Source organism: Streptomyces sp. NBC_01723 (genome assembly GCF_036246005.1).
Taxonomy (GTDB): Bacteria; Actinomycetota; Actinomycetes; order Streptomycetales; family Streptomycetaceae; genus Streptomyces.
Map to the genome: position 1 here is coordinate 2095215 of NZ_CP109171.1, position 19081 is coordinate 2114295.

Below are 19081 nucleotides of genomic sequence, written 5' to 3' on the forward strand. Positions count from 1 at the left end.
TCGGCCGGTAGCCGGTAGCCGGTAGCCGGTCAGCCGAAGAAGACGCCCACCTCCTCGTACAGCTTCGGGTCGACGGTCTTCAGGCGGACCGTGGCGTCGGCGATCGGGACGCGGACGATGTCCGTGCCGCGCAGGGCGACCATCTTGCCGAAGTCGCCGTCGCGCACGCAGTCGATGGCGTGCAGGCCGAAACGGGTGGCGAGCCAGCGGTCGAAGGCGCTGGGCGTGCCACCGCGCTGGACGTGGCCGAGGACGGTGGTGCGGGCCTCCTTGCCGGTGCGTTTCTCGATCTGCTTGGCCAGCCATTCGCCGACCCCGGACAGCCGGACGTGTCCGTAGGAGTCGAGCGACTCGTCCTTGAGCACCATGTCGCCGTCGCGCGGCATCGCGCCCTCGGCGACGACCACGATCGGGGCGTAGGACGCCCGGAACCGGGAGGTCACCCAGGTGCACACCTGCTCGACGTCGAAGCGCTGCTCGGGGATGAGGATGACGTTGGCGCCGCCGGCCAGGCCCGAGTGCAGGGCGATCCAACCGGCGTGCCGGCCCATGACCTCGACGACGAGGACCCGCATGTGGGACTCGGCGGTGGTGTGCAGCCGGTCGATGGCCTCCGTGGCGATGCCGACCGCGGTGTCGAAGCCGAAGGTGTAGTCGGTGGCGGAGAGGTCGTTGTCGATGGTCTTGGGGACGCCGACGCAGGGCACGCCGTACTCGTCGGCGAGCCGGGTGGCGACGCCGAGGGTGTCCTCGCCGCCGATGGTGATGAGCGCGCCGACGTCGAGCTTGGCCAGGTTCTCCTTGATGCGCCGGATGCCCTGCTCCTGCTGGAGCGGATTGGTGCGCGAGGAGCCGAGGATGGTGCCGCCGCGGGGCAGGATGCCGCGGACGGCCGGAATGTCGAGGCGGACGGTGTCGCCCTCCAGGGGGCCGCGCCAGCCGTCCCGGAAGCCGGTGAACTCGTAGCCGTACTCCTGGACTCCCTTGCGGACGATGGCCCTGATGACGGCGTTGAGCCCGGGGCAGTCGCCGCCTCCGGTCAGTACTCCGACCTTCATCGCACAACCCCTTTGGGAGGGTGAGTGGTTGGGGCCACTGTCCCGCGTGGGGTCAGGCGTCGTCCAGACCGCGTTCTATCGCGTACCGCACCAGCTCGACCCGGTTGTGCAGCTGGAGCTTGCCCAGGGTGTTCTGGACGTGGTTCTGCACGGTGCGGTGGGAGATCACGAGGCGCTCGGCGATCTGCTTGTAGCTCAGGCCCTTGGCGACCAGGCGCAGCACCTCGGTCTCCCGGTCGGTGAGCCGGGGCGCCCCGGGTTCGTCGGCGCCAGCGGCGGGGGCGGGTTCGGAGGCGAGGCGGCGGTACTCGCCGAGGACCAGGCCGGCCAGGCCCGGCGTGAACACCGGGTCGCCGACGGCTGTACGGCGCACCGCGTCCTGCAACTCCTCGGTGGACGCCGACTTCAGCAGGTAGCCGGTCGCGCCGGACTTCACCGCCTCCAGCACGTCGGCGTGCTCCCCGCTCGCCGAGAGGACGAGGACGCGCAGCCTCGGGTCGGCGCCGACGACCTCCTTGCAGACCTGGACGCCGGGCTTGCCGGGCAGATTGAGGTCGAGGACGAGGACCTCGGGCGCGGTGGCCCGGGCGCGGCGCACCGCCTGGTCCCCGTCGCCCGCGGTGGCGACCACGTCGAAGCCGGACTCGGCCAGGTCCCGGGCGACCGCGTCGCGCCACATCGGGTGGTCGTCGACCACCATGACCTTGATCGGTTCCCGTCGTTCACTCATGGTCCGCTGCCTTCCCCCGGGCGGCGCCGCCGCCGGTTTCCTTCGGTGCCCTCAGTTCGACCTCCGTGCCCTGGCCGGGCACCGAGATCAGTTCGGCCGTGCCGCCGAGGTCGCGCAGCCGGCCCCGGATCGACAGGGCCACCCCGAGCCGCCCCTCGCCCTCGGCCTCGGCGAGCCGCCCGTCCGGGATGCCCGGTCCCTCGTCGCGGACGGTGACGATCACCTCGGCGGGCTCGTCCTCGACCAGGATCCAGGCCCGCGCCCGCTCACCGACGTGCACGCGTACGTTGTCCAGGGCGGCCCCCACGGCCGCCGCCAGCTCCCGCGCCGCGGCCGGGGCCAGCGGGACCGGCGCGCCCGGCTCGGCGAGGTGCACGAGGGAGCCGGCGTACGGGGCGAGCAGGGCCCGCAGGTCGACGGGGCCGTCCGGGTCCGCCGGTTCCGGTTCCTCCACCGCCCGGACGACCGCGCCCTCGGCGGTGTCCTCGGAGACGCGGGAGACCGGCACCAGGCCGCCGGAGACCAGGGTGCGCAGCGCCACCTCCTGCTCACCGGCCATCCGGCCCAGCTCGGCCGCCTCGCCGCCGATGACGGCGCCGCGCCGCTGCACCATGGCCAGCACCTGGAGGACGCTGTCGTGGATGTCCCGGGCGAGCCGTTCGCGTTCCCTGGTGGCCGCCTCGATCTCCAGGGCGCGGGCGAGGGTGCGCTCGGAGGCCCGGGCGACCTCGACGACGTAGCCGATGGCGATGGAGGCGACCCAGACGAGGATCACGTTGTGCACGGTGTCGCGGGCCGGGGTGCCGCGTTCGACCAGGTTGGCGACGGCGACCAGGGTGGAGGCGACGGCCGCCCAGCGCCAGCCGCCCTTGATGGCGAAGGCCAGGACGGAGCCGGCGGTCCATATCGACGGCAGGGTGGGGCCGCCGTCCATGACCCGCTCGTGGGCGTCGGCGAAGGGCGTGAGCAGGATGCCGGTGACCGCGATGGTGAGGTCGGCGGCGAGGAAGCGCTTGGTGCAGTTCGCGGCGCCCGCGACCTTCGGCAGGGTGGCGAGGGTCCAGACGAACAGGAGGGCGTAGTAGGCGACGGCGAGCCAGGGGCGGGCGAAGCCGGAGTAGGCGGTGGCGAAGAAGCCGATCGCGTACAGCATGGTCAGCACGCGGTAGCCGGCGAGCGCGCGCCACAGCGGCTGCTCGACCGACATCCGCATGACTCTCTCACGCCTGGCCATGTCCCCCCTCCCCCGGGATACCGGTCTCCCGGGCTACGACCCGGTCGGATCCTTCTCGGCCTTCTCGGCCTTCTCGGCTTTGTCGGCCTTCTCCGCCTGGGCGAGTGCGGCCTTCGCCGCCTTGCCCGCCTCCTTCTCGGCCTTGGCCGCGTCCGCGATCTGCCGCTTCATCGCGGTCGCGTACATGTCGACGTACTCCTGGCCGGAGAGCTTCATGATCTCGTACATGACCTCGTCGGTCACCGCGCGGAGCACGAAGCGGTCGTGCTCCATGCCCTGGTAGCGGGAGAAGTCCAGGGGCCGGCCGATGCGGATGCCGGGCCGCATCAGCTTCGGCATCACCTGGCCGGGCGGCTGGATCTTCTCGGTGTCGATCATGGCGACCGGGATCACGGGCGCGCCGGTGGCCAGCGCGACGCGCGCGAGGCCGCCCGGCTTGCCCCGGTAGAGGCGGCCGTCGGGCGAGCGCGTGCCCTCGGGGTAGATGCCGAACAGCTCACCGCGCTCCAGGACCTCTATGCCGCTCCGGATGGCGGCCTCGCCGGCGCCGCGCGCGCCGGAGCGGTCCACCGGTAGCTGGCCGACGCCCTTGAAGAACGCGGCGGTGAGCCGTCCCTTGACGCCGGGGGTGTTGAAGTACTCGGCCTTGGCGATGAAGGTCACCTTGCGGTCGAGGACGGCGGGCAGGAAGAACGAGTCGGAGAACGACAGGTGGTTGCTCGCCAGAATGGCGGGGCCGTCGGCCGGGATGTGCTCCAGGCCCTCCACCCAGGGCCGGAAGGCGAGCTTCAGCGAACCCCCGACGGTGACCTTCATCGCGCCGTACAACAACCGATTGCCTCCTGTGTCTGTGGGTCAGACCCTATCCCGGGGCACCGTCAATGGCCCCGACGGCCCTGGTCGGTGTCAGTGCGGTCGCGTACGGTGAAGTACCCGCAAGTATCTGACGACAGGAGACCGAGACGTGTCGGTCCTGCCCGGAGCCGAGCCGTTCCGCCACGAGGGCGGGGAGACCGGCGTCCTCCTCTGTCACGGCTTCACCGGTTCCCCGCAGTCGCTGCGCCCCTGGGCGCGGTATCTCGCCGCCCGCGACCTGACCGTCGCGCTTCCCCTGCTGCCCGGGCACGGCACCCGCTGGCAGGACATGCAGGTCACCGGCTGGCAGGACTGGTACGCGGAGGTGGACCGCGAGCTGCGCGCCCTGCGCGAGCGCTGCGCGCGGGTCTTCGTGGCCGGTCTTTCGATGGGCGGCGCGCTGGCGCTGCGGCTCGCCGCCAAGCACGGGGACGCGGTCTCCGGCGTCATGGTCGTCAACCCGGCGAACCGGGTGCACGGCGTGGCCCAGCACGCCCTGCCGGTCGTGCGCCATCTGCTGCCGGCGACGAAGGGCATCGCCAGCGACATCGCCAAGCCGCTCACCTCGGAGCTGGGATACGACAGGGTGCCGCTGCACGCGGCGCACTCGCTGCGCTCGTACTTCCGTCTCGCCGACGGCGACCTGCCGCAGGTGACGCAGCCGCTGCTGTTGCTGCGCAGCCCGCAGGACCACGTGGTGCCGCCGGCCGACTCGGCGCGGATCCTCGGCCGGGTGTCGTCCACGGACGTGACGGAGGTCCTGCTGGAACAGAGCTACCACGTGGCGACGTTGGACCACGATGCGGACCGGATCTTCGCGGAGAGCGTCGCGTTCATCGGCCGGCTCGCGCCCGGTTCCGTCAGGGAGCCGGAGCCCGGTCTCGGCAAGGAAGGGACGGCCGCAGGTGGCTGAGCACGACTCCGACCGCGAGGACCGCGAGGAGCGGGAGCGGGAGCACCCCGAGGGGCGGGAGCGCGCGGCGGACCGCGGGCCCGAGGAGCAGGGCGGCGTGCCCCTCGACGAGGACGCCGCCTGGGCCGCGATCGTCGCCGGGTACGGGGACGAGCCGCCGGACCCGCCGGGCGCGAAGCCGTTCAAGTCGGTCGAGGACCTGGCGCTCCTGGAGCCCGAGACGAACGACGAGAAGCCCGCGCCGGACCAGCCGTCCTCGGCCCGGCCGCTGGGCAGCTCCGTCGCGTTCGCGCCCGGCGTCGGTCCCCGCGACCACACGCCGGCCGAGCCGTCCGACGACGACCTCGACGAGGACGACGAGGGGCACTTCGTGCCGCCCGAGCCGCCGCCGCTGCCCGAGGCGGACCCCACCGCGAAGTTCGCCTGGCTTGGCGTGCTCGGCGGGCCCGTGCTGCTCCTGCTGGCGGTGCTGTTCGGCTGGGACATGACCTGGTGGCTGACGACCCTCAGCATCGGCGGTTTCCTCGGCGGCTTCGCCACGCTGGTCATGCGGATGCGGACGGACGACGAGGACGACGACGATCCGGGGCGGGGCGCGGTGGTCTAGGCCTGTCTGGGACAGACCCCGGCCGGGCGGCCCCCGGGCTCAGGGCGTCGCGGGTACGCGGAGGGCGGTCAGGACCGGGAGGTGGTCCGTGGCCGCCCTCAGGTCCGCCTCGGCCACCCCGGCGAGCCCCAGCGGCACCCCGCAGCCCAGCACCTCGACGCCCTCGGTGACGAAGACGGCGTCGATGCGGCGGTCGGGCGCCGTGGGTGTGAACGTGTACTCGCCGCCCCAGGGCGCGGCGGTCCAGCAGTCCCGCAGCCCGTCGCCGAGGCGCCGGAAGGTGCGGCCGCCGGGGCGTTCGTTGAGGTCGCCGCCCGCGACCGCGTGCGGGACGTCCAGGGCGGCCAGCCGGTCGAGGAGGTGGCCCGCCTGCTCGTGGCGCTCCTCCGCCTCCAGGGAGAGGTGGCAGCTCAGGACACCGAGGCGGGCGCCGCCGAACCGGACCACGGCGGTGGCGAGGCCGCGCCGGTGCCGGCCGGGGGTGAGCGGGAGCAGTACGTCCTCGGTGCGCTCGACGGTGGCCCGCAGGGAGCACAGCAGCGCGGGGCCGGCCGCGGGGGCGCCGCCGGAGAGCAGAACCAGGCCGGAGGCGTCGGCGAGCCGGGTGAGCTTCTTGCGCCACCGGAAGAAGCGGGGGGCCTCCTGGAGGAGGACGAGGTCGGGGGCGCAGGCGGTGATGACACGGGCGAGGGCGTCGGTGTCGTCGCGCATCGAGCGGATGTTGTAGCTGAGGACGCGGACGACGGCGGAACCGTCCGGTTCGGTACGGGAGTTGGGGAGCGGGGGGAGGGATGTTGCCATGCGGTCAATTTACGGGACCGCGGATCTTGCGCCGGACGGCTCGGGGCACGAGGTCCGTGGGCGACTGCCGGTTCGTCGTGGCTTGTCGCGCAGTTCCCCGCGCCCCTTCGGGAGCGTCCGGGCGCCGTTCGCCTACATGATCGGGTCGGGCTCCCGGGCCAGGTCGGCCGCGCCCACCAGGCCCGCCTTGTTGCCGAGTTGCGCGGCGACCACGTCGGCGACCGGGCGCCAGTTGCCGCCGACCAGCCAGCGCTTGTAGGACTTGCGGATCGGGTCGAGGACCAGGTCGCCCTCGTCGGAGAGGCCGCCGCCGACGATGAAGGCGGACGGGTCGAAGAGGGAGGCCAGGTCGGCGAGGCCGGCGCCGGCCCAGCGGGCCAGTTCCCGGTAGGAGTCGACGGCGACCGGGCAGCCCTGGCGGGCGGCCACGGAGATGTGCTTGCCCTCGATGCCCTCGGGGGTGCCGTCGCCGAGCGCGAGCAGCACCTCGGCGCGCTCGGGGGTGGCGTTGGCGCGCTGCTTGGCGTACCTCACCAGGGCCCGCCCGGAGGCGTACTGCTCCCAGCAGCCCTGCGAGCCGCAGCCGCACAGCAGGCCGTCCGGGACCATGCGGATGTGGCCGAACTCGGCGGCCACGCCGAAGTGACCGCGGCGCAGCTTGTTGCCGATGATGATGCCGCCGCCGAGGCCGGTGCCGAGGGTGATGCAGATGACGTTGCGGTGGCCCTTGCCACCACCGAACTTGTACTCGCCCCAGGCGGCCGCGTTGGCGTCGTTCTCCACGACGACCGGGAGGCCGACGCGAGCCTCGACCTTCTCCTTGAGCGGTTCCTGGCGCCAGTCGATGTTGGGCGCGAAGTAGACCGTGGAGCGCTGGCGGTTGACGTATCCGGCGGCGCCGATGCCCACTCCGACGATCTCGTGCCCCACGCGTGCGCCCTCCACCGCGGAGGCGATGGCGTCCACGATGGCCTCGGGTGTGCTGGGGGTCGGCACCTTGTGGGTCGAGAGGATGTTGCCTTCCTCGTCGACCACGCCGGCCGCGATCTTCGTGCCGCCGATGTCGACGCCGATGGTGAGTCCCATGAATCCCTCAGTTCGGTCGAGCCCCGCTATGGGCAACCGTACCCGAGGCGGGGCTCAGTCCAGGTCGATGCGCTGGCCCGGGCCGGTGCCCTCGTCGCCGTCGTCCCCGTCGCCGTCCCGGCGTTCGGCCTGGTCGCGGGGGTCGCGCGGGTCCTTGGCCGCGGCACTGCCGGTGGTCCAGCGGCGTTCCTGGTCCTGGACGGCGGAGCGGTAGGCGGCGAGGAGTTCACCGCCGGCGGCCGCGAGGTGGTCGAAGACGTCCGGGTTGCGCTCGATGACCGGTTCGACGGCGGCCTTGGCCTGCTGGACGACCTGCCGGAACACCTGCTGGGCGGCGGGTCCGGCGACCTGGCCGAGCAGCGGGGACTGGAGGCCGGACAGTTTGTCCGCCACGGTGTCGACGAGCCGGCGCAGCTCCTCGGCGGCCGAGCCGGGCGGTACCCCGTACTCGGCACGGCGGCGGGCCTTCTCCGACTCCAGGTCCTCGGCGCACGCCGTCGCCCAGGCGTCGGCGTCGCTCGGTCGCGCGGCGTCGGCCCCGTCGGCCTCGTCGGGGCGGGGTGCCTCGGACGGGGGGAGCTTTTCGCTCATGACGGACTCCTGACTACGTTTCGTCCTTACGACGTTACCCGAACGGACTCGGGCCCCGTGGCGGATCAGCGCCCCCGCGGCCACAGCTGCGGGTCCGGCGCGAACCGGACGGCGAGTGTGCCCTCCCGCAGCGCGGCCCCGTCGACGGTGCAGCGGCGCAGCGCGGACGGCAGCGGAACGATCCGGCGGAACGGCCCGGCGGCGACGACCAGTTCGTCCTCACGGCGGACCAGGTCGAGTTCCTCGCGTACGGCGCCGGGCAGCGGGATGCGCCAGACCAGGACGCCGTCCTCGGCCAGCCGGTCGGTGACGGGCCACTCGACCGGGGCGACGGCCGGGCCGGCGCCCGGCGCACCGAGCGCGGCGAGGTCGTCGGTGCCGCGCGGATCGCGGCCGAGGTGAGCGAGCGCGCGGACGTCGTACGTGCCGCGCCACTCCTCCAGCGTCTTGCGCTGCTGGGCGAGGGGGCCGGTGAGCCAGCTGTCGGCCGGGACCTCCTCGGGCAGCACGCGGTTGGCGATCAGCAGGTCGGTGCGCAGGCCGCGCAGGGCGAGGCCGAGGACGGCGGCGTGGACCGCGTCGGCGCCCGCCGGGCCGGGCTCGGCGACCAGCCGTACGACGGTGTTCCGGTCGGCGACGACGGCCTCGGCGGCGGCGAGTTCCAGCTCCCAGCGGGCCGCGGCCTCGTACAGCGCCTCGGCGGGCATGGGGACGCCCGCGAGCCTGCCGAGGACGGGGCGCAGGGCGCGGGCCGCCTGCCGCTCGGGGGGCAGCAGCCGGCGCAGGCAGCGGCGCAGCTCCTCGGGGGCGGCGAGCAGGGCGAGGGCGCGCGGGGCGGGCGGGAGGTCGACGACGAGGAGGTCGTGCCGCTCGGCGAGGGCGGCGTCGCGCAGGGCGCGCAGCAGGGCGAGTTCGTCGGCGCCGGGGAGAGGGGTGAGTTCCTCGGGGTCGAGGCGGGAGGCGCCGAGGAGGTCGAGGGCGGAGGAGGCGCGGTCCTGGAGAGCGGCGAGGCCGTCCCGGAACCCCTGTGCGGCGTCCGGCCGCCAGGCGGTGAGGTGGGGTTCGACGGACGTCGGCGCCGGGCCGGTGCGCACCCCGAGCGCGGCGCCGAGGGTGTCGTCGCGGTCGGTGCCGAGCAGCAGGGTGCGGGTGCCCTGCCGGGCGGCGGCGAGCGCGGTGGCGGCCGCGACGGTGGTACGGCCGCTGCCGCCGGGGCCTGTGATCAGGATGGTGCGCATGAGGCTGAACGGTACCTTCGCGGCCCGGCGCCGGGCCGCGTGACGCCGGGGTGGTTCACGATTGCCCGCGGCTCGGCCGACGGTTACTTCGCCGGTGTTTCGACTCGCTTCTTCAAGCCCGCCAGCGCGCGGTCGATGATGACCTTCTCGGCCTTGCGCTTGATCATGCCCAGCATCGGGATCTTGACGTCGACGGTGAGCCGGTAGGTGACCTCCGTGCCCGTGCCCGCCGGGCGGAGCAGGTAGGAGCCGTCGAGTGAGCGCAGCATCTGCGACTTCACCAGCGTCCAGGACACCTCGTGCTCGCCGGTCCAGGTGTACGCCAGCGTCTGGTCGTCCTTGATCGCACCGGCGTCCATGACCAGCCGGACCTGTTCGGCGCGCCCCTGGGCGTCGCTGGCGAGGACCTCGGCCTCCTTCACCTCGCCGGTCCAGTCCGGGTAGCGGGCGAAGTCCGCGATCACCGACATGACGTCGGCGGGTGCCGCCTCGATGGTGATGCTCGAGCTGGTGTGTTCCGCCATCGCCGTGGCTCCTCCGGATGCGGGCCGGTACAGGTGTCGTCGTGAGTCGTCTTGCGGTCCCGTGCGCCCGTGGCGCGCACGTGTGTGCCGCGTGAAGGCTATCGCGCACGGACGCCGCGACGGTCACCACCTGCCTGTGCGGCCCCGGTCGGAAAAATCACCACTCCAGCACCCACGGCCGCCCGGTCGACGCGAAGTGGCCCACGTTCACGCACTCGGTGGCGCCGATGCGCATGCGACGGGCCAGCGGCTGGTGCACGTGCCCGAACAGCGCGTACCGGGGCCGGGTCCGCCGGATCGCGTCCAGCAGCGCCCGGCTGCCTCGTTCGAACCGCCGCGCCACCGTGTCGTAGACCAGGTCCGGCACCTGCGGCGGGATGTGGGTGCACAGCACGTCCACCTCTCCGACGGCCTCGATCTTCGCGGCGTACTCCTCGTCGCTGATCTCGTACGGCGTGCGCATCGGGCTGCGCAGGCCGCCGCCGACGAAGCCGAAGACCCGGCCGCCGATCTCCACCCGCTCCCCGTCGAGCACGGTCGTGCCGGGGCGGGCGTACTCGGGCCACAGCGGCGGCACGTCGACGTTGCCGTAGGTGGCGTACGTCGGGGTGGGGAAGGCGGCGAACAGCTCGGCGTACTGCTTGCGCACCGCCCCCTCGATCAGCTTCGACCGGTCCTCGCCGACGCCCGCCCACAACCCCGCCCCGAACTCCCGCGCCTCGGCGAAGCGGCGGGCGGTGCGCAGCTCGACGATGCGGTCGGCGTTCGCGACGCCGAACAGTTCGGGGAAGATGCCGCGCGAGTGGTCGGCGTAGTCGAGGAAGAGGACCAGGTCGCCGAGGCAGATCAGGGCGTCGGCGCCCTCGCCGGCCCTGGCCAGGTCGCGGGCGTTGCCGTGCACGTCGCTGACCACGTGGACGCGCGTGCTCGTGTTACGGGCCGGTGTGGGTGCCATGGCGATCAAGCGTAAGCAGCGCGCGCCTCTTGTGAACAGTGGCGGTCGGACCTGCGGTTACTGGCTGGTCGGTTGATCCGTCGACTACTGTGCGCAAAGGAAACCCCATCCGTGTGACGCGTCGAACATCTCGCGGGGACCCCCTGTCGGAGAACGCATACCGGCGGGTAACGTCCGGGCAGTCCAGTCGTGCTCAGGATTTCAACCACCTCCCGAGCACCAGCCCGAGCCTTGGACCGCACCGTCGCATCACACAGTGTCGTGGCGCCGGCGCCCTATGAGGAGCAGCAGTCTTGCGCGAGTTCAGCCTTCCGGCCTTGTACGAGGTCCCCGCGGACGGAAACCTGACCGACATCGTCCGCAGAAACGCCGCGCAGCATCCGGACGTCGCCGTCATCTCCCGCAAGGCGGCAGGCGCCTGGCAGGACGTGACGGCCCGCGAGTTCCTCGCCGAGGTGCACTCCGCCGCCAAGGGCCTGATCGCGTCCGGTGTCCAGCCGGGCGACCGGGTCGGCCTCATGTCCCGCACCCGCTACGAGTGGACGCTGCTGGACTTCGCCATCTGGAGCGCGGGCGCGATCACCGTGCCGGTGTACGAAACCAGCTCGCCGGAGCAGGTGCGGTGGATCCTCAGCGACTCGGGGGCCACCGCCTGCGTCGTGGAGTCGGCCGGGCACTCCGCCGTCGTCGATTCGGTGCGCGAGGCGCTGCCCGCCCTCAAGAACCTCTGGCAGATCGACGCCGGCGCCGTTGAGGAACTGGGCCGCCTCGGCCAGGACGTCACCGACCGCGCCGTCGAGGAGCGCGGCTCGATCGCGAAGGCGGACGACCCCGCGACCATCGTCTACACCTCCGGCACCACCGGCCGCCCCAAGGGCTGCGTCCTCACCCACCGCAGCTTCTTCGCCGAGTGCGGGAACGTGGTCGAGCGCCTGCGACCCCTGTTCCGCACCGGTGAGTGCTCCGTCCTCCTCTTCCTGCCCCTCGCGCACGTCTTCGGGCGGCTGGTGCAGGTCGCGCCGATGATCGCGCCGATCAAGCTGGGCTGCGTCCCCGACATCAAGAACCTCACCGACGAGCTGGCCGCCTTCCGGCCGACGCTGATCCTCGGTGTGCCGCGCGTCTTCGAGAAGGTCTACAACTCGGCGCGCGCCAAGGCGCAGGCCGACGGCAAGGGCAAGATCTTCGACAAGGCGGCGGACACCGCCATCGCGTACAGCAGGGCGCTGGACACGCCGTCGGGTCCGTCCGTCGGCCTGAAGATCAAGCACAAGGTCTTCGACCGGCTCGTCTACGGCAAGCTGCGCACGGTCCTCGGCGGACGCGGCGAGTACGCCATCTCCGGCGGCGCCCCGCTCGGCGAGCGGCTCGGCCACTTCTTCCGCGGCATCGGCTTCACGGTCCTGGAGGGCTACGGCCTGACCGAGTCCTGCGCCGCCACCGCCTTCAACCCCTGGGACCGGCAGAAGATCGGCACGGTCGGTCAGCCGCTGCCGGGCTCCGTGGTGCGCATCGCGGACGACGGCGAGGTGCTGCTGCACGGCGAGCACCTGTTCAAGGAGTACTGGAACAACCCGGGCGCGACCGCCGAGGCGCTGGCCGACGGCTGGTTCCACACCGGTGACATCGGCACCCTCGACGAGGACGGGTATCTGCGGATCACCGGCCGCAAGAAGGAGATCATCGTCACCGCCGGCGGCAAGAACGTCGCCCCGGCCGTGATCGAGGACCGCATCCGCGCGCACGCGCTGGTCGCGGAGTGCATGGTGGTCGGCGACGGGCGGCCCTTCGTGGGTGCGCTGGTCACCCTCGACGAGGAGTTCCTCGGACGGTGGTGCGCGGAGCACGGCAAGCCGGCCGGCTCCACGGCGGCGTCGCTGCGGGACGACGCGGAGCTGCTCGCCGAGATCCAGTCGGCGATCGACGACGGGAACTCGGCGGTCTCCAAGGCGGAGTCGGTGCGGAGGTTCCGGGTGCTGGGGGCTCAGTTCACCGAGGACTCCGGGCACTTGACGCCGTCGTTGAAGCTGAAGCGGAATGTCGTTGCCAAGGATTACGCGGGGGAGATCGAGGCGATTTACGCCAAGTAGGGGCGCCTGTGGGGGTGCCGGGTGCGGTTCGTCGGCGGCCTTCGGGTCCGTCGGGGCCGGTCGCGCGGTTCCCCGCGCCCCTGAGGGGGCGCGGTCACCCCGCGCTACAGCAGCGCCTTCAGGTGTTCCGCCAGTAGGTCCCAGCGCCACTTCTCCTCGACCCAGGCACGGCCCCGCTCCCCCATGCGGTGGCGGAGTTCGGGGTCGGCCAGGAGGGTGATGACGCGGTCGGCCGTGTCGTCGTGCGAGTCGCCGCGGACCACCCAGCCCGTCTCGCCGTCGAGTACCGCGTCCGGCGCGCCGCCGGAGTCGCCGGCGACGACGGGGAGGCCGGTCGCGGAGGCCTCCAGGTAGACGATGCCGAGGCCCTCGACGTCGAGGCCGCCGCGGCGAGTGCGGCAGGGCATGGCGAAGACGTCGCCGGCGCCGTAGTGCGCGGGCAGCTCGGACCAGGGCACGGCGCCCGTGAAGTGCACGGAGGCGGCGACGCCGGTGTCCTCGGCGAGGCGGCGCAGGTCCTTCTCGTAGGGGCCGCCGCCGACGATCAGCAGGACGGCGTCCGGTTCGGCCGCGAGGATGCGGGGCATGGCCCGGATCAGGGTGTCCTGGCCCTTGCGCGGTACCAGGCGTGAGACACACACCACGACGGGGCGCTCGGTCAGCCCGAGGCGGGCGCGGACCTCGTCGCCGCCGCTGCCCGGGTGGAAGGTCTTCTCGTCGACGCCGGGCGGCAGCTGCGTCATCCGTGCGGCGGCCGCCGGGGTGAGCGCGTCCGCTACGCGTGAGCGCGTGTACTCGCCGAGGTAGGTGATGGTGTCGGTCGACTCCCCGATACGGCGCAGCAGCTGCCGGGCGGCAGGCAGCTGGGCCCAGCCCGCCTCGTGGCCGTGGGTGGTCGCGACGAGGCGCTCGGCGCCCGCCCGGCGCAGCGTCGGTGCCATCAGGCCGAGGGGTGCCGCCGCGCCGAACCACACCGACGTGCAGCCGTGCTCGCGGAGCAGTCCGGCCGCGCGCCTGGTCGCGCCCGGCGTCGGCAGCAGCATCGTCGTACGGTCCCGTACGACGGTGAAGGGCTGCTCGGCGTCGAAGGCGGCGGTGGCCTCGACGCCCTCGCGGCTCCGCTTCCAGGTGGAGGCGTAGACGACCAGCCGCTCGGGGTCCAGGCGCAGCGCCATGTTGTGCAGGAAGGCCTGGATGCCGCCCGGACGGGGCGGGAAGTCGTTCGTCACGATCAAGGTCTTGCGCACGCCGCCGACCCTACCGAACCCTCCGTGCGGGCCGGGGCCCGGCCGCGTCCTGTGGCAGACGCACAGGTGTCCGGGTCATCATGGCCGCACCGGCAGGGCGGACGCGGACGGGCAGGGAGCACGTGGAGACGAGGGACGAGGGGCGGTCACCGCGGTGGCTGCTGACGGCCTGGGGCGCCACACGGCTGTTGCTGCTGCTGTTCGTGCTGAAGGTGCTGGTCTTCCCGGGTCCGGACGTCACCAGCGACGTGTCCGTCATCTACCGGGGCTGGTGCGAGATCCTGCGCACCGGAACGTTTCCGCTGGACGACGTCACCTGGCAGTACCCGCCGGCGGCGGCCTTCGCGGTCCTCTCCCCCGGGCTGCTGCCCTTCCTGAAGTACGCCACGGCCTTCTTCGTCCTGGCCTGTGCCGTGGACCTGGCCGTGCTGGCGCTGCTGCGGCACGCGGGCCGGGGCGCGGGGCGCTCGCCGCGCGGGGCGTGGGTGTGGGTGGTGGGCGTGCCGCTGCTGGGCCCGACGGTGTACGCCCGCTACGACGTGATGGTCACCGCCGTCGCGGTGGCCGCGCTGCTGGCCGCGGGGCGGCATCCGCGGGTGGCGGGGGCCCTGGCGGCGCTCGGGGCGCTGCTGAAGGTCTGGCCGGCGCTGGTGCTGCTCGGGATGCGGGGGCGTGGGCCGTGGGTCGCGGCCGCGGTGAGCGGGGCGGGGCTGGCCGCGCTGTTCGTGGTGGCGATGCCGGGGGCGTTCGCGTTCCTGACGTTCCAGAGTGAGCGGGGCACCGAGGTGGAGTCGCTGGGGGCGCTGGTGTTCCACGTCGCCCGGCACTTCGGCTGGCAGGGCGAGGTGCTGCTGAACTACGGCTCGGTGGAGTTCCTCGGCCCGTACGTGGGCGCGGTGAGCACGGTGGCCCTGGTGCTGAGCGCGCTCGGCTTCGGCTGGCTGCTCCTGTGGCGGCTGCGGGCGGCCCGGTTCGCGGCGCACACGGCGGCGGACGCGGCCTTCGTGGCGGTGCTGGTGTTCACGGTCACGAGCCGGGTGATCAGCCCGCAGTACATGGTGTGGCTGGTCGGCCTCGCGGCGGTCTGCCGGTGCTACCGGGCGACCCGGATGCGGGTGCCGGCCACGCTGGTGCTGGCGGCGACCCCGGTGACGGCGCTGGAGTTCCCGGTCCTGTTCGCCGACGTCGTGGCGAGCACGCCTCTCGGCATCGCGCTCCTGGTCGTCCGCAACGGCCTGCTGGTGGCCGCCGCCCTGATCGGGGCCCGTGCCCTGTGGCACGACGCCCGGCGACGCACTCCCGCCGCCCGGAGCGAACGGCTCACCACGACTCGCCCCACGGAGACGCCCGCCATCGCACCGTGACGCCGCGCGGCACCCCCGCTCCGTTGCCCAGCCCCCCGGAGCCAGGGCGCCTCAGCCCAGCTCGACCCGCAGACCTTCCGCCGTCGCACCGTGACCCCGCGCGGCGTCCCCCTCCCGCGCCCCGGACCACACCCGCCCCTCCCGGGGGGCCTCAGCCCAGCTCGCTCCGCACGTACTCCCGCCAGCGTGCCGTGAAGTCCTCGGGTGTCGTCCCGAGGGTCTCCTTCATCGCCGCCTCCACCGCGCCCGCGCGCTCGTCGTGGGTGCCCACGGCGCGGTAGAACGCGTCCAAGCGGTCCTCGCCCCACTGATCGGCGATCATGCGGCAGGCCAGCCAGCCGCCCTCGTAGGCGCGGGCCAGCTCGTCGGCGTCGGCGGTGAAGCCGAAGTCCTCGTCCGTCGGCAGTGCGCCGGGCACCCGGCCCTCGGACACCTCGCCGCGCAGCTCGGGAGCGGCCTCCTCGGGGTCGCGGTCGCTGCCGCGGTAGCCGACCCAGTCGGCGTAGCCCTCGGAGAGCCACAGCGGGGTGGCGGCGGTGGTGTCGGCGCGGGTGGCGACGTGGGTGGTCTCGTGGGTGAGCACGACCTGCTTGCCGAGGCTGCCGAGCAGCCCGTACGCGTCGGGATTGACGATGATCCGGTCCGCCGGGGCGTGCTCCCGGCCGCCCGTCTCCCCCGTGGTGACCGCGGCGATGCCCCGGTAGGACGAGGCGGGCGAGCCCAGCAGGCCCGCCATGCCCTCCACGGACCGGGGGACGAGCACGACGACCCGGCGGGCCCAGTCGCCGTCCCAGGCGTCGGAGACGGCGGGCACCGCCCGGTCGGCGAGCCCGGCGAAGGCGCGCAGGGCGCCGGTGGACTGCCCGACGCCGAGCACCAGGCTGTGCGTGCCGCGCACCACCCGGACCGTGCCCTGGTCCCAGGGCTGCTGGCCGGACTCCTCGGCGGGCCGCTCGGAGTCGACGGCCCACTCCCCGTCCGCACCGTCCCGGCTCAGCGCGACGGTGCGGTTCGCGGTGACGGCTCCCCGGTCGTAGCCGTCGACGCGGTAGCGCAGCTCGACCTCGGCGGTGGCGGTGTCGCCGCCGCGGTCCACGTCGGTCACCCGGTACGACCAGTCGGCCAGCGGAATCGCGCTCAGGTTGCCGAAGCCCGTCCCGGTGCCCGTACGGGCGTAGGCGGCCCGGTCGTGGCCGAGGACGGCCGCCGCGCGCCGGTCCAGCACCTTCTGCACCTCGGCCCGCACCGGGTCGGCGGTGCCCCTGCCGCCGCAGGCCACGAGGGCGACCAGCAGCAGGCACAGCGCCACCACCGAGGAACCCGACACCCGCGATCGACCAGCCACCTTCCCGATCGTACGGGCGCGTGGCGGTACGGGTGACAGGGCGGCGTTCCGGATCCGGTGCCGCGGCGGGTCAGACCCGGGTGATCGAGGAGACCGGCATCATGCCGACCGGGTCGTAGCGCACCGGCGCACCGGGGTAGGGCGCGTGGATCACCTGGCCGTTTCCGGCGTACATGCCGATGTGGCTGGCGTCGTCGCGGTAGGCGACGAGGTCGCCGGGCCGGGCCTCGGAGAGGGAGACCCGCTGCCCGCTGCCGGACTGCGCCTGCGAGGTGCGCGGCAGGCCGACCCCGGCCTGGGCGTACGCCCACTGGGTCAGGCCGGAGCAGTCGAAGCCGGAGGGGCCGTTGGCGCCCCACACGTACGGCTTGCCGAGGGCGGCGCGGGCGGCGGCGAACGCGGCGCCCGCGCGGCCGGAGGCGGGGCCCCCGGCGCCGGTGAGGGCGGTCAGGTCCGCGCGACCGGAGCGGGACCCGCGCTCGTAGCCCGCGCGTTCGCCGTCCGGGAGGGAGTTGACCAGCGCGCGCGCCTTGGCGAGCTTGCGTTCCACGGTCTTCTTGTGCGCGGCGACGGCCTTGCGGCCCTTCTCCAGCTCGGAGAGCTTGTCGGCGGCCTCGGCGCGGTCCTGGGCGAGGTCGCGCATGGCCTGCTGGAGTTCCCGCAGCTCGCCCGCGTGGCGGATGGAGATCCGGTCGAGGACGGAGGCCCGCTCCAGGTATTCGTCCGGGTTCGCGGAGAGCAGCAGGGCCAGCGAGGGGTCGATGCCGCCTGAGCGGTACTGGGCGCCGGCCAGTGAACCGAGCGCGTCGCGCATGGAGTTGATCCGCTCCTGCTGCCGGGCGATCGAGTCCTGCGCGGTGCCGACCTCCTTCTGCAGGGCGTCGGTGCGCGCGTCGGCCTTGTTGTAGGCCTCGGTCGCCTGCTCCGCCTCGGTGTGCAGGCGGTCCACCTCCGCTCGCCGGTCGTCCTGCGGGGCGGCCGGGGCCGCGGGCGCGGCGGTGGCCGGTACGGCGCCCAGGACTGCGGCGGCGACGGAGAGCAGGCCGACGGCGGCGGCGGAGCCGCGGTCGAACCCGGACGGTGCAAGGCGGCGATGGGACCCCACGGGAAGCCGCACTCCTTCCGCTGGCGGACGGGGAAACGCGGCAGACAGTAACCCCGTGACGGGGTACCGGCCAACGACCTCCGGGCGCCGCGCACGGCGGCGCCCCGCCGCTGACGCAGGTCACCGGCGGGGCGGGGGTCCACAGGCCGTGCCGTGATTCGCCCGAACGGGCGGCATGGCGAGGGCGGTTCAGGGGTGGCGCGTGCTCCGGGTCAGACCCGCACGCCGAACATGAACGGGCCGCCGATGGTGCTCATCGACTCGTAGCGCACGACCGTGCCGGTACGCGGCGCGTGCAGGACCTGGCCGTTGCCGGCGTAAAGGCCGACGTGGTGCAGGTCGTTGAAGAAGAAGACGAGGTCGCCGACCTGGAGCTGGCTCATCGAGGAGATCCGGGTGCCCGCGCCGGTCTGCGCCTCGGAGGTGCGCGGGATGCCGACGCCGGCCTGGGCGTAGGCCCAGGAGGTCAGGCCCGAGCAGTCGAAGGAGGACGGGCCGGTGGCGCCGTAGACGTACGGCGTGCCTATCTTGCTCTGGGCGGCGGCGAAGGCGGCGGCGGCCCGGCCGGAGGCGGGGGTCCCGCTGCCGGAGAGGACCTCGCGCTCGCTGCTGCGGGTGGCGCGCTGCTCCTCGGCGGCGAGCGCGGCCTTCTCCTTCGCGGTGAGCGTGTTGAGCAGCTTCTGCGCGGAGGAGAGCTTGCCCTGGACTTCCTTCTTCTTGTTGCCCAGTTCGGTGCGGGTGGCGGAGAGGTCCTTGAGCTTCTCGGACGCCTCGGAGCGCTGCTGGGCGAGGTCGCGCTGCTTGCCCTGGATCTTCTTCAGCGCCTCGACCTGCTGACCGCTGAGCTGGTCGAGGGTGGAGGCCTTGTCCAGGTAGTTGTCCGGGTCGGCGGAGAGGAAGAGCTGGAGGGAGGGGTCGATACCGCCGGAGCGGTACTGGGCGCTGGCCATCGAACCGAGGCCGTCGCGCAGCTCGTTGAGCTCCTCCTGGCCGCGGGCGACGTTGTCCTGGATGGTGGAGATCTCCTTCTGGAGCTTCTCCTGCTTCTCCTTGGCGCCGTTGTACTTCTCGGTGGCCTTCTCGGCCTCCTCGTAGAGCTTGTCGACCTTGGCCTTGACCTCGTCCTTGCTCGGCTTCTCGCTCGGCGCGGCGTTGGCGGCCTGCGAGCTGAGAGCGACAGCGGCGGCGGCAGCGGTGGTGAGCACGGTCACGCGCGTGCGGCTCGGCTGCTTGGGACGACGGTGGGACGCCACGGAGACGAGCTCCTTCTTGAGAGGGATCACCCGTTCGAGGGTTCGAGGGCTGACCCTAGTGACCCACTCGTGATCAGTTCAAATC

At 73.3% G+C, this 19081-nt stretch carries 18 protein-coding genes; 4 read left to right on the top strand and 14 right to left on the bottom strand.

From position 1 onward, the window contains the following. Positions 1 to 29 precede the first annotated feature (29 nt). Genes OIE75_RS09935 through OIE75_RS09950 form a run of 4 tightly spaced genes read right to left on the bottom strand, consistent with a single transcriptional unit; the run spans position 30 to position 3838 of the window. On the bottom strand, positions 30 to 1058 hold the full coding sequence (locus tag OIE75_RS09935; RefSeq protein WP_307011439.1) for a 6-phosphofructokinase: 1029 nt from the start codon (positions 1056 to 1058) through the stop codon (positions 30 to 32). 52 nt (positions 1059 to 1110) lie between these two features. Continuing rightward, complete coding sequence (locus tag OIE75_RS09940; protein WP_161330240.1) at positions 1111 to 1788, bottom strand: response regulator; 678 nt, start codon at positions 1786 to 1788, stop codon at positions 1111 to 1113. Further along, entirely contained in the window at positions 1781 to 3022 is a 1242-nt protein-coding gene (macS, locus tag OIE75_RS09945; protein WP_307011443.1) for a MacS family sensor histidine kinase, read from the bottom strand. Before macS ends, OIE75_RS09940 begins: the two co-directional genes overlap by 8 nt. A 33-nt stretch (positions 3023 to 3055) precedes the next feature. Further along, positions 3056 to 3838, bottom strand: a complete 783-nt coding sequence (locus tag OIE75_RS09950) for a lysophospholipid acyltransferase family protein (RefSeq protein ID WP_329473960.1) — start codon at positions 3836 to 3838, stop codon at positions 3056 to 3058. A gap of 148 nt (positions 3839 to 3986) precedes the next feature. On the opposite strand from OIE75_RS09950, the gene OIE75_RS09955 reads away from it, so the two are divergent. Further along, positions 3987 to 4790, top strand: a complete 804-nt coding sequence (locus OIE75_RS09955) for an alpha/beta hydrolase (RefSeq protein ID WP_329470391.1) — start codon at positions 3987 to 3989, stop codon at positions 4788 to 4790. Continuing rightward, a complete protein-coding gene (locus tag OIE75_RS09960) occupies positions 4783 to 5397 on the top strand; it encodes a hypothetical protein (RefSeq protein ID WP_161330243.1) in 615 nt (204 codons plus the stop codon). The genes OIE75_RS09955 and OIE75_RS09960 overlap by 8 nt, the downstream gene beginning before the upstream one ends. A gap of 39 nt (positions 5398 to 5436) precedes the next feature. On the opposite strand, the gene OIE75_RS09965 is transcribed toward OIE75_RS09960, so the two are convergent. From OIE75_RS09965 to OIE75_RS09990, 6 genes are all read right to left on the bottom strand, one after another. Then, positions 5437 to 6198 (bottom strand): endonuclease/exonuclease/phosphatase family protein, encoded by a 762-nt coding sequence (locus OIE75_RS09965; protein WP_307011447.1) that lies wholly within the window; start codon positions 6196 to 6198, stop codon positions 5437 to 5439. 132 nt (positions 6199 to 6330) lie between these two features. Further along, positions 6331 to 7284, bottom strand: coding sequence for an ROK family glucokinase (locus OIE75_RS09970; RefSeq protein ID WP_122614970.1), 954 nt, complete (start codon positions 7282 to 7284; stop codon positions 6331 to 6333). Between the two features lie 54 nt (positions 7285 to 7338). Then, positions 7339 to 7875, bottom strand: a complete 537-nt coding sequence (locus OIE75_RS09975) for a DUF5304 domain-containing protein (protein ID WP_329470395.1) — start codon at positions 7873 to 7875, stop codon at positions 7339 to 7341. A gap of 65 nt (positions 7876 to 7940) precedes the next feature. Next, a complete protein-coding gene (locus tag OIE75_RS09980) occupies positions 7941 to 9113 on the bottom strand; it encodes an ArsA family ATPase (RefSeq protein ID WP_329470396.1) in 1173 nt (390 codons plus the stop codon). An 83-nt stretch (positions 9114 to 9196) separates the two neighbouring features. Continuing rightward, positions 9197 to 9637: an SRPBCC family protein gene (locus OIE75_RS09985; RefSeq protein WP_122614973.1), complete on the bottom strand. Its 441-nt coding sequence runs from the start codon at positions 9635 to 9637 to the stop codon at positions 9197 to 9199. A gap of 157 nt (positions 9638 to 9794) precedes the next feature. After that, positions 9795 to 10592, bottom strand: coding sequence for a metallophosphoesterase family protein (locus OIE75_RS09990; protein ID WP_307011456.1), 798 nt, complete (start codon positions 10590 to 10592; stop codon positions 9795 to 9797). Positions 10593 to 10885: 293 nt separating this feature from the next. On the opposite strand from OIE75_RS09990, the gene OIE75_RS09995 reads away from it, so the two are divergent. Further along, entirely contained in the window at positions 10886 to 12682 is a 1797-nt protein-coding gene (locus OIE75_RS09995; RefSeq protein WP_329470400.1) for an AMP-dependent synthetase/ligase, read from the top strand. A 104-nt stretch (positions 12683 to 12786) separates the two neighbouring features. Here the strand turns inward: OIE75_RS09995 and OIE75_RS10000 are convergent, their stop codons facing one another. Further along, the gene (locus OIE75_RS10000) at positions 12787 to 13929 is read right to left on the bottom strand and encodes a glycosyltransferase family 4 protein (protein ID WP_329470401.1); all 1143 of its coding nucleotides are present in this window, start codon (positions 13927 to 13929) and stop codon (positions 12787 to 12789) included. A gap of 122 nt (positions 13930 to 14051) precedes the next feature. Between OIE75_RS10000 and OIE75_RS10005 the strand changes: the two genes are divergently transcribed. After that, on the top strand, positions 14052 to 15293 hold the full coding sequence (locus OIE75_RS10005; protein ID WP_329473961.1) for a glycosyltransferase 87 family protein: 1242 nt from the start codon (positions 14052 to 14054) through the stop codon (positions 15291 to 15293). Between the two features lie 151 nt (positions 15294 to 15444). Here OIE75_RS10005 and OIE75_RS10010 read toward each other — a convergent pair whose 3' ends face one another. From OIE75_RS10010 to OIE75_RS10020, 3 genes are all read right to left on the bottom strand, one after another. Next, a complete protein-coding gene (locus tag OIE75_RS10010) occupies positions 15445 to 16638 on the bottom strand; it encodes a hypothetical protein (protein WP_307011462.1) in 1194 nt (397 codons plus the stop codon). Between the two features lie 70 nt (positions 16639 to 16708). Continuing rightward, positions 16709 to 17743 carry a C40 family peptidase gene (locus tag OIE75_RS10015; protein ID WP_329470403.1) on the bottom strand — a complete coding sequence of 345 codons (1035 nt, stop codon included), beginning with the start codon at positions 17741 to 17743 and terminating at the stop codon, positions 16709 to 16711. A 212-nt stretch (positions 17744 to 17955) separates the two neighbouring features. After that, a complete protein-coding gene (locus tag OIE75_RS10020) occupies positions 17956 to 18996 on the bottom strand; it encodes a C40 family peptidase (RefSeq protein ID WP_122615004.1) in 1041 nt (346 codons plus the stop codon). Positions 18997 to 19081 lie beyond the last annotated feature (85 nt).